This is a genomic window from Terribacillus halophilus, assembly GCF_900162685.1.
GTDB classification, from domain to species: domain Bacteria; phylum Bacillota; class Bacilli; order Bacillales; family Amphibacillaceae; genus Terribacillus; species Terribacillus halophilus_A.
Genome location: NZ_LT727827.1, coordinates 154,453 through 169,932 on the forward strand (window position 1 = coordinate 154,453; position 15,480 = coordinate 169,932).

General features: G+C 40.7%; 13 protein-coding genes. All 13 read right to left on the bottom strand.

Annotated elements, in window-relative coordinates:
• Positions 1-388: 388 nt before the first annotated feature.
• The 13 genes from B1K52_RS01725 to ligA all read right to left on the bottom strand — a co-directional run bounded on the left by B1K52_RS01725 (position 389) and on the right by ligA (position 15,466).
• Positions 389-1,357: a hypothetical protein gene (locus B1K52_RS01725; protein ID WP_077304678.1), complete on the bottom strand. Its 969-nt coding sequence runs from the start codon at positions 1,355-1,357 to the stop codon at positions 389-391.
• Positions 1,358-1,779: 422 nt separating this feature from the next.
• Positions 1,780-2,433, bottom strand: coding sequence for a hypothetical protein (locus B1K52_RS01730; protein ID WP_143588813.1), 654 nt, complete (start codon positions 2,431-2,433; stop codon positions 1,780-1,782).
• A gap of 565 nt (positions 2,434-2,998) precedes the next feature.
• Positions 2,999-4,384, bottom strand: coding sequence for a 23S rRNA (uracil(1939)-C(5))-methyltransferase RlmD (gene rlmD / locus B1K52_RS01735; RefSeq protein WP_077304684.1), 1,386 nt, complete (start codon positions 4,382-4,384; stop codon positions 2,999-3,001).
• A 109-nt stretch (positions 4,385-4,493) separates the two neighbouring features.
• Positions 4,494-5,411, bottom strand: a complete 918-nt coding sequence (locus B1K52_RS01740; RefSeq protein ID WP_077304687.1) for a diacylglycerol kinase — start codon at positions 5,409-5,411, stop codon at positions 4,494-4,496.
• A 142-nt stretch (positions 5,412-5,553) separates the two neighbouring features.
• The gene (locus B1K52_RS01745) at positions 5,554-6,003 is read right to left on the bottom strand and encodes a DinB family protein (RefSeq protein WP_083731683.1); all 450 of its coding nucleotides are present in this window, start codon (positions 6,001-6,003) and stop codon (positions 5,554-5,556) included.
• Between the two features lie 225 nt (positions 6,004-6,228).
• The gene (locus tag B1K52_RS01750; protein ID WP_077304693.1) at positions 6,229-6,942 is read right to left on the bottom strand and encodes an alpha/beta fold hydrolase; all 714 of its coding nucleotides are present in this window, start codon (positions 6,940-6,942) and stop codon (positions 6,229-6,231) included.
• Between the two features lie 124 nt (positions 6,943-7,066).
• Positions 7,067-8,497: an Asp-tRNA(Asn)/Glu-tRNA(Gln) amidotransferase subunit GatB gene (gene gatB / locus B1K52_RS01755; protein WP_077304696.1), complete on the bottom strand. Its 1,431-nt coding sequence runs from the start codon at positions 8,495-8,497 to the stop codon at positions 7,067-7,069.
• Entirely contained in the window at positions 8,494-9,960 is a 1,467-nt protein-coding gene (gene gatA, locus B1K52_RS01760; protein WP_077304699.1) for an Asp-tRNA(Asn)/Glu-tRNA(Gln) amidotransferase subunit GatA, read from the bottom strand. The genes gatB and gatA overlap by 4 nt, the downstream gene beginning before the upstream one ends.
• A gap of 11 nt (positions 9,961-9,971) precedes the next feature.
• Positions 9,972-10,262, bottom strand: coding sequence for an Asp-tRNA(Asn)/Glu-tRNA(Gln) amidotransferase subunit GatC (gatC, locus tag B1K52_RS01765; RefSeq protein WP_077304702.1), 291 nt, complete (start codon positions 10,260-10,262; stop codon positions 9,972-9,974).
• Positions 10,263-10,543: 281 nt separating this feature from the next.
• Positions 10,544-10,744 (bottom strand): hypothetical protein, encoded by a 201-nt coding sequence (locus tag B1K52_RS01770; RefSeq protein WP_077304705.1) that lies wholly within the window; start codon positions 10,742-10,744, stop codon positions 10,544-10,546.
• Between the two features lie 11 nt (positions 10,745-10,755).
• Complete coding sequence (locus B1K52_RS01775) at positions 10,756-12,102, bottom strand: helix-turn-helix domain-containing protein (protein WP_077304708.1); 1,347 nt, start codon at positions 12,100-12,102, stop codon at positions 10,756-10,758.
• A 129-nt stretch (positions 12,103-12,231) separates the two neighbouring features.
• On the bottom strand, positions 12,232-13,446 hold the full coding sequence (locus B1K52_RS01780) for a CamS family sex pheromone protein (RefSeq protein ID WP_077304711.1): 1,215 nt from the start codon (positions 13,444-13,446) through the stop codon (positions 12,232-12,234).
• 13 nt (positions 13,447-13,459) lie between these two features.
• Positions 13,460-15,466 (bottom strand): NAD-dependent DNA ligase LigA, encoded by a 2,007-nt coding sequence (ligA, locus tag B1K52_RS01785; RefSeq protein WP_077304714.1) that lies wholly within the window; start codon positions 15,464-15,466, stop codon positions 13,460-13,462.
• Between the last annotated feature and the right edge of the window lie 14 nt (positions 15,467-15,480).

Consider the following 15,480-nt stretch of genomic DNA (forward strand, 5'->3'; position numbering starts at 1 on the left):
GATCCTACAACCAATTATCTGCTCTTCTCTCGCTTCTTTTGACGGTACCTTTTGTTCTCTATGAAGTGCTCTTAGTCTCCATTCCTATTCACCTGATACACTCTTCTATTCCTCAACAGAAATCCTCCTTTTACTAACGACTATAGGCAAAATAAATACAGCTCACATCCGATTGAATGTGAGCTGTATTTATTAAGCAAGCTGTCTATACATTTATTCTTAAAAGTCATCTTGATTCCTGCTTTTTAATAAAGTTATGGCCTAGAAGAAAAAAATATTTATTCATTCATTCTTCTAGTAATTATCAGAGAAGCTACTGAGATTCAATTGCTATTATACACAAAATAATAGTCCATGTAGTCAACGTCAATCTCTTTTACCTTAATTTTTATTCCCTCCAATAACCGCCACCTTCGCTATTTGATAAATTTATACTCGTATCTCCATCTCCATCAATCCAAATCTCTGATCCTTCCGATAACGTGCGAAAGTGTGGGTCAACAAATTCTAAACTTCCATCTGCCACTGCATTTATATTATCTAAAGCTTCTAAAGCATCAATTGCCTCTACTATTGCACCAATACCTAGTAGCCCTATACCTAACTTCAGACCACTTTTGATTACTTTTTCAGAATTTCCAGTTGCGATACCGCTCACAATATTAATAGTATGCCTAACTGGTGCTGTAATAATAGCAAAACCACCATCTAATATTTTATCAGTTAAAGTAGGTTTTTTTATTCTTTCAAGTCTATGTATCTCTTCGTTACATTTTTTAACTTCATCATATATATTACTTATTATTATCTCGCAATGAGATTCAATATTTTTCAAATACATTAACCATTGATGATATATTTGTTTAAAATGCTTTTCATAGCCAAATACTTCTGAATCAATTTCTAAAACAACTTTTGTCTTGTTAGCAACTAATCCCTGGTCCTCATAGTACTTAATTGCATTAGTAAGAGTTTGCCTCATTAAAAGGACATTTTTTATTTCTTCAAGAGCATCCCCTCTTATTCTTAAATTACTTCTTTTATAGGTATCATACCCCTCCGGCTCCAAGCTTGATTCATTTTTAGGTTCAATGTATTTCATAAATTCATTACTTTTTATATCAATATAATTAAAATAAGTCTTATATGATCTCTCCATGTTGATATAGATTTTACGAAAATAAGCTATACTCTTATATGAGTGTTTATCCTTTGGATAATATCTCCATATAATTTGATTATAATATTTTTTCTTATTCCGAATGGAAATGAATTTAATCCCAATAATCACCACAGAAAATAATGATATAAATATACTAATAAAGTAAAAAAGCATATTTGAATCGATATTATCCATATTCTTTTATTTCTCCGTTCACTTAGTTATTGTGAGATATACATAGCTATAGTCTTAATAAACTGCGAGATAAAACATCTAGCAATTTTTACCTAGTAAATTATACCATGTTCTGGAATTGTAGAACTGTTATTTATTCATATTTAGATATATAGATAGTATCATTAACTGTTCTACACACAACTCTTATGATATTTGCATCTTTCCTACAATAAGACTAGTTGGTGGTAACATGAACGAAAAAGCCGAGAAGGAGGAAAGCTGCCGAAACTCTATAAGAACAAGGTTTATTACATATAAAACAAAAAGATACTGGATCAATTACTGATCCAGTATTCTAAAACTTATTATTATCCAGTAAACGCTCTTGTTTTTTTCCTTTGAGGGGAAATATGAATCTACTCAATTACTATGGTTTTATATTAAGCTTCTAACAACCTTGCTAGGTTAATCGTAATGGTATGTTCCTCAGCCGACTCTTTAAACATGAGCAGGATTTCATTTTTACATTTAACTTGTTCTTTTAAGCTATTAAGTAAATCGGAATTTGACAAAAGCTGCTTACGTTTTTCTGCTGTAACGTTTATTGCTAAGAAAATACCTTTTTTATATTTATATCTGTCTATAAACTGATCAATCTTATATATATCTTTTTTCATATCTTTAACAGAAAGGTTTGGGTTAGCTTTTACTTCAATAATTAAGTCTTGGTTATCGGTGGTATAAGGTTCATGTATTAAAAAGTCAGGATAATATGGTCCTTCGGTGCTTTTAATATTGAATAAATGTTCAATATCACTACTTACTTGAGATTTCCGAAGTTCAGCCTGTAATATTACATTTTCATCCTTCTCATTTTGTTCCATAATTTTGCGAGATTGATGATAGAGTTCATAACAAAAGACCCTTTCATGATGCATACTCAAATAAGGTATTAGCTTTTCTCTTTTCGGGTCCTGAGTATCAATTTCATTAGCATTTATCATTGAATCAACCCAGTTTTGATTTCCAAAGTAAACATCCTTGACGTTATTGAGTGCTCTTCTAAGAAATTTTATATAGTTATTAATATTCAATAAGCAACTCTCCAATTTAATATTTAAAAGCATGAATACCTTCCCATCAAACCCTAATAGATTCTGTTCATAATCCGTGGAACAAAAGCGATCTTATCTTTAGAATCCTTATTTTCAACTACTATTATAGCATTACTTATATTTTACAAGGATATGCTTTTACCTCTAAGTTCTTAATTCTTAACTCTTATACTAATAACGTAAAATGTGCAAACGAAATTGATTTCTTGACTCTACTATGTACAAAAATAATAAACATTTCCTAAAAAGACCCGCTCCAACCCGCATTCCACCGTTCGAGTTAAAATAAAGATTTCCTACCGAACCCCCATTTCCACACTTTTTCTGTTCAAAATTGGCCGTTTTTCACCCGTTTTTCCACCTGTTTTTTCACCCTTTTTCCTCAGTTAAAATAAAGATCTCCGATAATGGAAGGAAGAGAATATCGAGAAAAGACAGTAGGGACAAGGGATAATAGAAAAAAGACCCAGAAATCGGAATTGTTTATTTTACCGAAATCCAGGTCTTAATAGGAAAAGTTTATTTTCACTGAGAAATGTTTATTTTAGTTAGACACTTTCAACTCAATCTCCGCCACACATTCAATATGCCCGGTCTGTGGGAACATGTCGACTGGCTGTACTTGTTTTGTCTCGAAGCCGCCGTCTTCCAGGAAGCGCAAATCACGAGCTAGTGTGCTTGGGTTGCAGCTTACGTAGACGATGCGTTTTGGTTTCATGTCGATCATGGCTTGCAGCAGTTCTTCGTCGCAGCCTTTGCGTGGTGGGTCGACGACGATGACGTCTGGGTTGAGGCCTTGGGCTTTCCACCATGGCATTACTTCTTCGGCTTTGCCGACGTAGAATTCAGCGTTGTCCATGTAGTTTAGCTTGGCGTTCATTTTCGCGTCTGATACTGCTTGCGGTACGATTTCGACTCCGTAAACTTTCTTGGCTTTTTGTGCCAGAAACAAGGAGATGGTGCCGATACCAGAGTAAGCGTCGATGACTGTTTCATTTCCGCTTAAGTTTGCATATTTTAACGCTTGGTCATACAACACCTTTGTTTGTGCTGGGTTTACTTGGTAGAAGGACTGCGCTGAAATAGCGAATTTGATATCTCCGATTGTATCGTAGATGTACTCTTCTCCCCATAGAAGCTTTGTCTTACGGCCAAGGATGACGTTTGTGCGTTCTTTGTTGATGTTTTGAACAATTGATTTGATATGAGGGTACGTTTCGTGCAGCTCAGCTACAAGCTCTTTCGCATATGGCAGTTCATTGGTACGTGTAACGAGCACAATCATCGTTTCATTCGTCTGTTGACCAGTACGGACCATGATGTGACGTAAAACACCGCGATGCTGCTCTTCATTATAAGCCGGAATTCCAAGACGGCTGGCAATACGGCGGACTGCTTCGACCATGCGGTCATTGACCTCATCTTGAATAACACATGTTTCCATGTCGTCAATGATATCGTGGCTTCGTTTACGATAGAAACCAGTGATCATCTCCCCATTGCGTTCGGCTGCTGGAATTTGAATTTTGTTTCGGTAGCGCCACGGATCATCCATGCCAAGAGATGGGTGTACAGGTACATGCTCTAAATGGCCAATTTTCTTCATTGCGTTCTGCACTTGTCTTTGCTTCATGTCCAGCTGCATGGTATAGCTCATATGCTGCAGCTGACAGCCACCACATTGGATATACACATCACATGGCGGTTCTACTCGATGTTCACTCGGCTTCGTTACTTCAAGCAGCTTGCCAAATCCGAAGTTCTTTTTCGTTTTAATTACTTTTACTTGCGCTGTCTCACCTGGAAGCGCATATGGAACAAACAATGGATAGCCGTTTACTTTCCCTACACCGTCCCCATCATGGGTAAGATCTTCGAAAGTGAGCTCAATTGTCTGATTCTTTTCAACTGGTGGCGTCGTTTTTGCCATTTTCATCGTCCTTTTTGTGTTTGCTTTCATGAGTGTATCACATTGTGACTAAAATCCGAAATACAGGTCTATTGCCCGGGAAATATGTCGAAAAAAGAAACAAGACAGCTTATTTTTGTAAGCTATCTTGTTTCTTTATGAATTCATCGGTTACGAAGTATTCAATGTGCTGATGCAGATTGACGAATTCACCTGGCAATGAGCCGCCGTATTCACCATCAATATTCAGCTGCATCTTATCAGCTGGTTTTACTTTAATCCGGTTAGCTTTTGTATAGAAGATCAGATTATGATCCAAGTGTGCTCCTCGAATGGCTAAGGAAACAACACGAATGAATTCTGCGATATTTGTCTTCCGTAAAATAACCAAATCGAATAAACCATCGTCCAGCAAAGCATCTGGAGCTAGTTTTTCGAAGCCACCGACAGAGTTTGTATTGGATACAAGGAAGAGCATGATCTCATCCTCAAACCATTTGCCATCATACTCAATTTCAACCTTGATTGGGCGAAGGGAAGGCAGCATTTCAATACCTTTAAGGTAATACGCCATCTGACCAAGCATCGTCTTCGTTTTGCTGGGCACGTCATATGTAAGCTCTGTCAGCTTTCCGCCTCCAGCAATATTCATAAAGTAATGGTCATTTACTTTTCCAATATCAAGCTTGCGTGTCTTGCCTTCCACAATAATCTCCGCTGCTCGTTTGATATTGCGGGGAATATTTAATGCACGAGCCAAGTCATTTGTCGTCCCGACCGGAATAATACCAAGTTTCGGGCGGTTTGGCTGTTCAGCTAAACCAGAGACGACTTCATTCACAGTACCATCTCCGCCGCATGCAACGACAAGCTCGTAGCCTCGCTCTACTGCCAAGCGTGCTGCTGTCTTAGCGTCGCCTTCACAGGTGGTCGCATGTGCCGAAGTTTCATAGCCTGCTTTTTCAAAGATTTCAAGTACATCCGGGAGCTCCCGTCTGAACGCTTCTTTCCCAGAAGTTGGATTATAAATGATCCGAGCGCGTTTCATCGTATTGCCTCCTACCAAACCTTACGTTCATATTCTCCATGCTCTATCATAGCTTTTTTTTCCTATTTTGAAAAGGTCTTTGCCGCTGCAGGAAGCCTGTCTACTCTCAGTATAGGAAATACAAGCCTTATTTAACCCGTTTTCAGGAAATTCCCTGTTCTTTTCGCCAAGATCCCTGCACTTTGCGAATATGAACGATTTGACCTGTATGGTACGTGATATGCTGGCAAATATGAGCTATCTCTTTTGCCCATGTCTGGAGCTTTTCTTCATCCGCTTCCTCTACTGCCTGAAGCCAGCTATCCATAATCACAAATAGCTGTTGTACGGTTTTCTCCCAGCTCTCTTCACCCTCAAAAGTCTGCTGAATTTCTGTAACCTCCGTTCTCTCCTTACCATCTGTAAACTGCTTTAAATAATCAGCTTTGTAGAAAAGCAAATGCCGGATAATGTCGTGAATGGAATTCGTCTCTTCTGCCTGTGTCCATGCCGCTTGCTCTGCCGTCAGTCCTTCGATTGCTGGCTTTATCGGCACAAACCAGGTAGTTTTGTTATAGGAAGACTCGAGTTGATCTAGTATGTATGATTTCACTTGTATTCCCCGTTTCTAAATTGATATATTCCATTCTTTGTACACTAGTTTGCATGTAATGTACCAGTATAATGTACTGCTAGCACAGCATCTTAACTGTCAAGTGTAAACTATACGCAGATTTCTATATAATCTATCCTTGCTATAAATGGTAAGCATGAAAAGTAATCCCACACGTACACTTCTTAAAACTCTTATCCATCACTCTAGCAAGCAGCTTATGCTTCATCTAGTACTTCCCTCAAATTGCTCAGTCAGCCAATATCTCATGCCTTCAACCATATCTGCTGTAAACTGATGATCCACATCTTTATAAATATCAAATACAACCTGCGAACTATGACAATGAGCGGCATACGCATGCTGACCTTTCACATTTATGATTGTGTCTCTGTCACCGTGCATAAGTAAGACCGGTGCTCCGCTGTATTTTTGCTCAACAGGGTCATAAGCTTTTAGCCGTTCTTTCTCTTCTTCTGTTAAAGCGGCTCTTCCATCTTCCTGCCGAAATAGTTCTTCTGACAGGATAAAAGCACCTGATCCATTCACATTCACCAACCCTTGTATTTCATCATACCTTGCAAAGATTCCACTGGCGATAAAGCCGCCCATGGAACTGCCAATAACGAGTATGTCTTCCATATCAACATCTAAGTCAGATATCAGGTGTTCGAATTCATCGATTGTCTGGAACACTGTACTCCAAAACAATTGCTGTCGTGATTTCCCATCAAAATGATTAGCTATCGGATCTCTGCTGTCATGTTGAATAATATCTGGTAAGACTACCGTGTACCCATCTCCCTGCAGCTCTTGTGCCAGGTCATCATAACCAGCTGTACTTCCGCCCCAGCCGTGGTAGATGAAAAGAATCGGCGCTTCTGTATTCGAACCTTTATACATGTGATAAGGGAGTTGTGCTTCCTCTCTTTCCCTCATGATAGTCCCCCTGTCTATTTCGCTCACTCTGCTTATAGTCTATCAAATAACAGAACGGCAATCAGACCGTATAAAAATCTTCTATACAAAAAAAAGACCCTGTCACAAGACAGGATCTTCATTTTTAGCGCTTATTCATTTCCGCAACTAGGATTTTGTTTACCATCGGCGGGTTGGCTTGGCCTTTTGTCTGTTTCATAACTTGGCCGACTAGGAAGCCTAGGGCACGGTCTTTCCCGTTCTTGAAGTCAATAACAGACTGTTCATTCTGGTCAAGGATTGCTGTGATGATTTCTGTCAGCTGTCCTTCATCAGAGATTTGAACAAGTCCTTTATCTTTTACGATTTGTTCTGGATCGCCACCATTTTCTACAAGTTCAGCGAATACTTTCTTCGCCATCTTAGAAGAAATTGTGCCATTTTCGATTAGTGTAATCATTTTCGATAGGCCTTCAGGAGTCAAGGCAATATCAGCAAGGTCTTTCTGCTGTTTGTTCAAGTAAGCAGAAACCTCACCCATCAGCCAGTTAGAAGCTCCTTTAGCATCTGCGCCAGCTTTCAAGGTTGCCTCAAAGAAGTCAGACATCTCTACGCTAAGCGTCAATACCATTGCATCATAGGCAGGCAAGCCAAGCTCATTTATATAGCGAGCTTTACGAGCATCCGGAAGCTCAGGAATAGATGCGCGGATGCGCTCCTTCCAAGCGTCGTCGATATACAATGGTACAAGATCAGGCTCTGGGAAGTAACGGTAATCGTCAGCGCCTTCTTTAATACGCATTAGAATCGTCTCTTTTGTGGACTCATCATAACGGCGTGTTTCTTGAAGGATTTCACCGCCGGCTAGCAATACTTTCTGCTGGCGTTTTTCTTCGAATTCAAGACCTTTTTGAACGAATGTGAAGCTGTTCAAGTTTTTCAGCTCTGCTTTTGTACCAAATTTCTCTTGTCCAATTGGACGAAGTGAAATATTAGCATCACAGCGCAAGGAACCTTCTTCCATCTTCACGTCAGAAACGCCAGTGTACTGGATGATATTACGAAGCTTTTCCAAGTACGCATATGCTTCCGCCGGTGTACGAAGATCTGGCTCTGATACGATTTCAATTAGAGGCGTACCTTGACGGTTGTAATCGACTAGAGAATAGCCATCGCCTGTGTGGGACAGTTTACCAGCATCTTCTTCCATGTGGATACGTGTGATACCGATTTTCTTCGTATAGCCGTCTACTTCAATTTCAATCCAGCCGTTTTCACCGATCGGCTGATCAAATTGTGAGATTTGATATGCTTTCGGGTTATCCGGATAGAAGTAGTTTTTTCGGTCAAATTTGGTATGTGTTGCAATCTCACAGTTCAGTGCCATCGCAGCTTTCATCGCAAAATTGACTGCTTCTTTATTTAAAACTGGAAGCACACCTGGGTACCCAAGATCGATTGGGTTTGTGTTTTCATTTGGTTCGGCACCGAATGCATTTGGGCTCGGGCTGAAGATTTTAGATTTTGTCTTCAGCTCTACGTGTACTTCGAGTCCGATAATAGTTTCGAAATTCATCCTTTTACGCCTCCCAATGCCGGTTTCTGTTTGTGATGATCTGTCGCTTGCTCGAACGCATGAGCAGCACGGTAGATCGTCTCCTCATCAAAGTGCTTACCGATGATTTGCAAGCCGATCGGCAGCCCTTCGCTTGAGAATCCGCATGGCAGGGAGATTCCAGGAACACCTGCAAGGTTTACCGGGATAGTCAGGATATCTGTTGCATACATTGTCAATGGATCTTCCACTTTTTCGCCCACTTTAAAAGCAGGTGTCGGTGTAGTTGGTCCAACGATTACATCATAGTCTTCGAACACTTTATCGAAGTCGTTTTTAATCAATGTACGAGCTTTTTGAGCTTTTTTATAATATGCGTCGTAGTAACCAGAGCTTAACGCAAATGTACCAAGCATGATACGGCGTTTTACTTCTTCACCGAAACCATCGCGGCGGGAGTATTTGAATACATCCACCATGTTCTCTGCTTGTGTAGAACGTACGCCATAACGTACACCGTCAAAGCGTGCAAGGTTTGCCGATGCTTCTGAAGAAGACAGCAAGTAGTACGCTGCTACAGCGTAACGAGAGTGCGGCAAGGAAACTTCTTCCCAAGATGCGCCCAAGTCTTCATATACTTTCAATGCAGCTTTAATGGATTCACGTACTTCATCTGAGACACCTTCGCCAAGGTATTCAGAAGGAACCGCGATGCGAAGACCTTTCACATCTTGTTTCAATGCTTCTGTGTAATTTGGAATTTCTACATCAGCACTTGTCGAGTCCATTTCATCATGACCTACGATTGCTTGCAGCAAGTGTGCATTGTCTTCTACGGTACGTGTCATTGGTCCGATTTGGTCAAGTGAAGATGCAAATGCAACTAGACCAAAACGAGAAACAAGACCGTACGTAGGCTTCAAGCCGACAACGCCGCAGAATGCTGCTGGTTCACGGATAGAACCGCCTGTATCAGAACCTAGGGAGAAGAAAACCTCTCCTGCTGCTACAGCTGCAGCAGATGCACCACTAGATCCGCCTGGTACATAATCTGTATTCCATGGGTTGCGCGTTGTGAAATAAGCAGAGTTCTCATTAGAAGAACCCATCGCAAATTCATCCATGTTCAGCTTACCAATTGTTACCGTATTTTTCTCTTTTAGCTTGGAAACAACTGTCGCATCGTAAAGCGGGTCTGTGAAGTTATCCAAAAACTTACTCGCACAAGTAGTACGAAGACCTTTGGTTACAATATTATCTTTAATTCCAATCGGAATACCGAATAGCGGATTGTCGCTGCCCTGCTCGTCCAATTCCTTCGCATGAGCACGCGCTTTCTCCTCATCAAGTGTCAAGAAAGCTTTTACTTCATCATCCACTTCCTTAATACGATTATAGGAAGCATCGACGAGATCAGTAATTGTGATCTCCTTGTTATGTAGCTTCTCTTGTAATTCTTTCAATGTATAATCAAACAAAGACATAATCTTCCTCCTTAGTCCAAAATCGACGGCACACGGAACTGGCCATTCTTCTCATCCGGTGCATTCTTCAATGCATCCTCCCGGTCGATCCATTTACGCGGTTCATCCTCACGCATGACGTTCTTCAAATCAAGCACATGCGTCGTAGGCTCCACATTATCCGTATCAAGCTCATTCAAAAGCTCAGCATACCCAATAATCGCATCGAGTTCCTTCGTCATTTTTTCTGCTTCTTCATCAGTAATGGCAAGACGCGCCAAATGCGCAACATGCAAAACCTGTTCTTTCGTAATCTCTGACATACTGTCACCTCCGGAATTCACCATACATGTATATAAAAATGATCATAGCAAAAGGAGCTGCCGTAAAGCAACCAGACTATAACTTATAACTATTTTAGCACGTTTTGACCGTCAAATTAAGCTAAGCTCTCCACAAAAAGAAAAAGCCCGCCTTATTCGAAAATAAAGCGAGCAATTGAGGGTCTTACTTAAGGGAAATAGTACATGATGTATATATTCGGTGAAGGTTTGGAATCTCCTTCTAAGAAAAAGAAAAAAATGTAGCCAGTAGGGCTACATTTTTAAAATGCTCCAGGCTGTAAATCAAGAGCCACTAGATTACTCTCTGAGAAGGCACCTGGCTGTAAGTCCAATACAGTCGGATTCTTTGTCGAGAACGCTCCTGGTTGTAAGTCTAATGCTTCTGGGTTACTACTGCCACTGAATACTAGGCCAACACTTAATAGAACTGCCCCAACTGTAATTCCAATAACTTTTTTCATACGATTTCCTCCTATAATCTTAATAAACCTTGGTAATACTTGTTAGCCATCTTGTAGAACAAAGAAGCATTCTTGTATTTCTTTATTTCTTCGTATTTTTCTGCAATCATATTGGAATAAATAATAACGTTAATATTATCTTCTTGTTCTATTAAATGCGGGAGTAATAGATTAGTTATAGTATTTTCTAGCCGTAAAAAGTCACCGTTTAGCGCTGCTTGGAAGATTTCTATCTCCCATTTTATAACCTTACCACCTAATTTTTGCTTAGCCATTATTTCCTCAGCTTGGTTAATTAAGCATTGAGCTTCTTTAAATCTATTTGTGATATAGTATTCTCTAATTAGAGAAGTAACCGTAGTTAAATTGAAACTCATCTGCATATTATCCATATCAAATGCAGTCTTATAATACTTTATTGCTTCTTCCGATTGACCAGCTCGAGAGTATAGATAACCTAGATTGTGGTTTGTAAGCTGGATAATATCATTTTCTTCAGTTATTTCACCAAGGTGCTTAGCTAAGTTATATTGCTTTATTGCCATATCATGCATATGCAATCTCCTATAGGCAATTCCCAGCACTATATGACACTGCGCACAGCGCACAAAATTGTAATTTTCTCGGAAAACAGAAAGTGCTTTTTGCCCATACTCTAGCGCGTTCAAATCATTTACTAGTTTACTATGAAGAACCGCTAAGAGATAATGAATATCAGCAATCTCATTGTCTGCTAATTCAATTGAGTCCATTATAGATTCGGCAAATTCATAACTAGATATTGCCTTAGAGTATTCTTCAGTTACTGTATGAGAATAATTTCCCAAAAATTTATTCCAATAGAATAAATGAATTGACTCAAAAGTATTTTTTAGTGATTCAAGTCGCTCAATCTGTTCCTTCGCTTCCTCAACTCTGCCTTCCACCAAATAAAACCTAATCTTTTGAATCTCGAACAACATTTCATGGTCGGAATTATTTGCTTTAAACAGAATCTCAAGTTCCTCGAAGCGTTGTCTTCTTTCGTCGGCATTGTGTACCTCGTACAGCATGCCGTACCATTCCTCTGCCTTCTCCTTGATCATATCTTCATTCTCTGCGTTCAGCTGGATGCCGAGTCGTTCACAAAGAAGGCTGATGACTTCAGGGCTGGCGTCGGTTTTTTGGTTTTCGATTTTGGACAGGTAGGATTCTGAAACAATGCCCGCTGCTAGGTCTTCTTGTGTCATATTTTGCTTGATTCTATGTAGTTTAATTAAAGGGCCTATTTCCATTTGGGCTACACCTCGAAACATTTTTTTCTTTCTGCGTAAGAGCTTGTGCCCAAGACCATTGCTGGAATGTGTTTCTGTTTCCATTTTAACACATCCCAACTTTTAGTGTATTGGGAAAGTAGGGATTAAAGCGTATGCTTCTCTACCTATTTCCAGGCAATACTTTCCTGGTCTTGTCTAACATTGTATGCTTTTTTCTCTATATTGGCTGCTTTAATTAAGAATATAAACTTTTGGTTCTTTTGTATCGTGTTCTCTTGTGATGAGGGCTTCGGTTTGATCATTGGATGTGATGTTCATTTCCAAATCATAATAGTTTGGGAAGATATCCATAATTTGTCCGTAAGCATACTGTGAGAATGCGACAACTTCGGCATTTCCTTCAAATTGAATCGGTATATCAATTGTCAGCTTTTTCAGCTCGCCATCCCGGTAAAAGCCTCTGCCGACCATGCCTGTATAGTTCGGGAAGAAACTTGCTACTTTTGTTTCAAAAGCGGTAATATATTGGCTCTCATCAGGATAGTTTTCTTCTGCATCATCAGATGGGAACAAAACGTTATCTTCCTTAATCTTTTTCCAATCTCCTACCGAACTGCTGCCTTCTTCCACGGTCGTTTCTGCAACAAAATTACCTGGTACGACTGATTCTTTTTTTGCTTCACGGTAGATAGCAATATGAATTGGCACTTGTCCAAGACCTTCTTTTTCTCGCATTCTGTCTACAATTTTCTTCGCCATATCATTGGCTTGTGAAAGCATCTCGTCTTGTGAAATATCTTCACGGTATGGGCCTTTACCGCCTGTTGTAAATTGGTATTCCGACTTCATGGCAAGTGCAATGGAAACCCCGCCGAGTTTGATGTCGCCATTATCATCCTCCATCATATAGTCCTGCTCAAGTATGTGAGAAAGATATTTCGGATTATCGCGGAAGTCATCCACCTTCGCTTCGTCTTCATTCAACTCCGGGTTCAGACCGAGTTCTTTTGCTTTTTCTTCATCGGAGATCTTTCCATCTTTATCTTTTTGCGCCTTGGAATAACGGCTCAGCCAGCTGTACAGCGTATCACTATCGAGCATTTGTCCTTCACGGAAATAATAATCTTCTGGACTGAATACATCCTTGGAATGATTACGCAGCCCTTCTTCTACTTCATGAATATCCAATCGGTTGGCAATCTGATTGACGATTACGCCACGTGCTGCGCTCGTTTCGTAATTAACAACACCCTTAGCTTTGCTGCTTTCATATGGGAGCAGCACTTTATATTCTTCATCTGAATAATTATAGCTGGAAACAACCGACGTTTTTTCCCCGCCGTCTGCTGTTTCCTGCTTCACTTCTTCTTCACCGCCGCCTACCGGTCCGCAGCTTGCCAGCAAAAAGAGTGCTCCTAGTCCAAGAACACCTGCTATTTTCTTCATGTGTTTCTCCTCTCTATTCCTGTAACGCTTCAATCAAACGCGCTTCATCCCATATCTCTATACCGAGCTTCTCGGCTTTATCATATTTCGAACCAGCATCTTCACCGGCAATCAATAAATCTGTCTTCTTGCTTACGCTGCCTGTGACAATTCCGCCGAGTGCTTCAATCTTCTCTTTCGCCTGCGGGCGTGAGAGAGCCTCCATTTTACCAGTCAGCACGATTGTCTTTCCAGTAAATACACTATCAGCTGTTACCTCTTGCGGCTTGATACCTTTATACGTCATATTCACTCCGACTGTTTTCAGCTCTTCAATCAATTGGATTACTTTATCCTCTTGGAAATGCTGATAAATAGAATCTGCCATTTTTTCGCCAATCTCATCAATTGCAACAAGCTCTTCAACGGTTGCCTGCTGCAATCTGTCTATCGTTTCAAAAGCTTGTGCTAACGTTTTAGCTGCCTTGGATCCAACAAACCGGATACCCAATCCAAACAATAGACGCTCCAGTGAATTTTCTTTCGACGCTTCAATTGACTGCAGCAGATTATCAGCAGACTTCTCGCCCATGCGCTCAAGCTCGAGCAGCTTGTCTCGTTGTAACTTGTACAAGTCATCAATCGTATGCACTAATTCTGCTTTGTACAGCTGTATAATTACTTTTTCACCTAAGCCATCGATATTCATCGCATTCCGGGAAACAAAGTGAATTAAGCCTTCAACGAGCTGTGCCGGACAGCTCGGATTAATACAGCGCAATGCCACTTCATCTTCCAGCCGAACCGTTTCGCTGCCGCATTCTGGGCAGTGTTCCGGCATATGAAATTCCTTTTCATCTCCAGTACGTGCTTCGGTTACGACACGGACAACTTCCGGAATAATATCGCCAGCTTTTTTGATGACAACTGTATCGCCAATACGAATATCTTTCTCGCGAATAAGATCTTCGTTATGCAAAGTAGCGCGCTGCACAGTTGTGCCCGCTACTCGGACTGGCTCCAACAGCGCTGTTGGCGTGATAACACCAGTACGTCCGACATTTAGCTCAATATCATACAGCTTTGTGGTCACTTCCTCGGCTGGGAACTTATAAGCAATTGCCCAGCGTGGCGTTCGTGCTGTAAAGCCAAGTTCATCTTGCTGCTCACGCTTGTCTACTTTGATAACAATTCCATCAATTTCATAGCTAAGATCAGCACGTTTAGCGCTCCACTCTTCCACGTAAGCTAGCACTTCTTCGATTGTTTCACAGCGGCGGCGTTCTTTATTTGTCTTGAAGCCTTGCTGTTGCAAATAGTCGAGCAAACCGCTATGGGAATCCAAATCATTTGTCTCCCATTGACCAGAACCATAGAGAAAGACGTCTAAGTTACGGCTGGCAGCAATTTTAGGATCTAACTGCCGCAGAGAACCAGCAGCTGCATTACGCGGATTTGCAAATGGCGCTTCGCCGTTTTCTTCTTTCTGCGCATTCAGAGCCGCAAACGATTTTTGCGGCATAAAGGCTTCCCCGCGCACTTCAATTGCTTCCTCTAAATTAATTCGAAGCGGAATGCTGCGAATTGTCCGCAGATTTTGGGTAATATCTTCTCCCGTTGTACCGTCGCCACGTGTCGCTCCTTGAACAAATTCACCATTCTCATAGCGCAAGGATACGGCCAGGCCGTCAATCTTCAATTCGCAAATATACGAATAATCATCGGTATCTAGTCCATTTTTCACGCGCTTGTCAAAGTTTCGCAGATCCTCTTCATTGAAAGCATTGCCGAGTGAAAGCATCGGTACGCGATGCTCCACCTTCTGAAAACCTTCGAGCGGTGCCCCGCCTACACGTTGGGAAGGCGAATCACTTGTAACTAGATCAGGAAATTCTGCTTCTATGTCTAAAAGCCGCTTTAGTGTCTGATCATATTCGTAGTCAGACACTTGCGGATTATCAAGCACATGGTAGTCATAATTATATTGATTGAGCTTTTTACGCAAATCAGCAAGCTCTTGCATTGCTTCTTCTCTTTTCATGCTGTGCCACCTCA

Coding starts and splice junctions, on each gene's coding strand:
- gatC (WP_077304702.1), bottom strand. CDS start 10,262: ATGTCAGAGATTACGAAAGAACAGGTTTTGCATGTTGCGCATTTGGCG.
- gatB (WP_077304696.1), bottom strand. CDS start 8,497: ATGAATTTCGAAACTATTATCGGACTCGAAGTACACGTAGAGCTGAAG.
- rlmD (WP_077304684.1), bottom strand. CDS start 4,384: ATGGCAAAAACGACGCCACCAGTTGAAAAGAATCAGACAATTGAGCTC.
- gatA (WP_077304699.1), bottom strand. CDS start 9,960: ATGTCTTTGTTTGATTATACATTGAAAGAATTACAAGAGAAGCTACAT.
- B1K52_RS01725 (WP_077304678.1), bottom strand. CDS start 1,357: ATGGATAATATCGATTCAAATATGCTTTTTTACTTTATTAGTATATTT.
- B1K52_RS01750 (WP_077304693.1), bottom strand. CDS start 6,942: ATGAGGGAAAGAGAGGAAGCACAACTCCCTTATCACATGTATAAAGGT.
- B1K52_RS01740 (WP_077304687.1), bottom strand. CDS start 5,411: ATGAAACGCGCTCGGATCATTTATAATCCAACTTCTGGGAAAGAAGCG.
- B1K52_RS01780 (WP_077304711.1), bottom strand. CDS start 13,446: ATGAAGAAAATAGCAGGTGTTCTTGGACTAGGAGCACTCTTTTTGCTG.
- ligA (WP_077304714.1), bottom strand. CDS start 15,466: ATGAAAAGAGAAGAAGCAATGCAAGAGCTTGCTGATTTGCGTAAAAAG.
- B1K52_RS01770 (WP_077304705.1), bottom strand. CDS start 10,744: ATGAAAAAAGTTATTGGAATTACAGTTGGGGCAGTTCTATTAAGTGTT.
- B1K52_RS01775 (WP_077304708.1), bottom strand. CDS start 12,102: ATGGAAACAGAAACACATTCCAGCAATGGTCTTGGGCACAAGCTCTTA.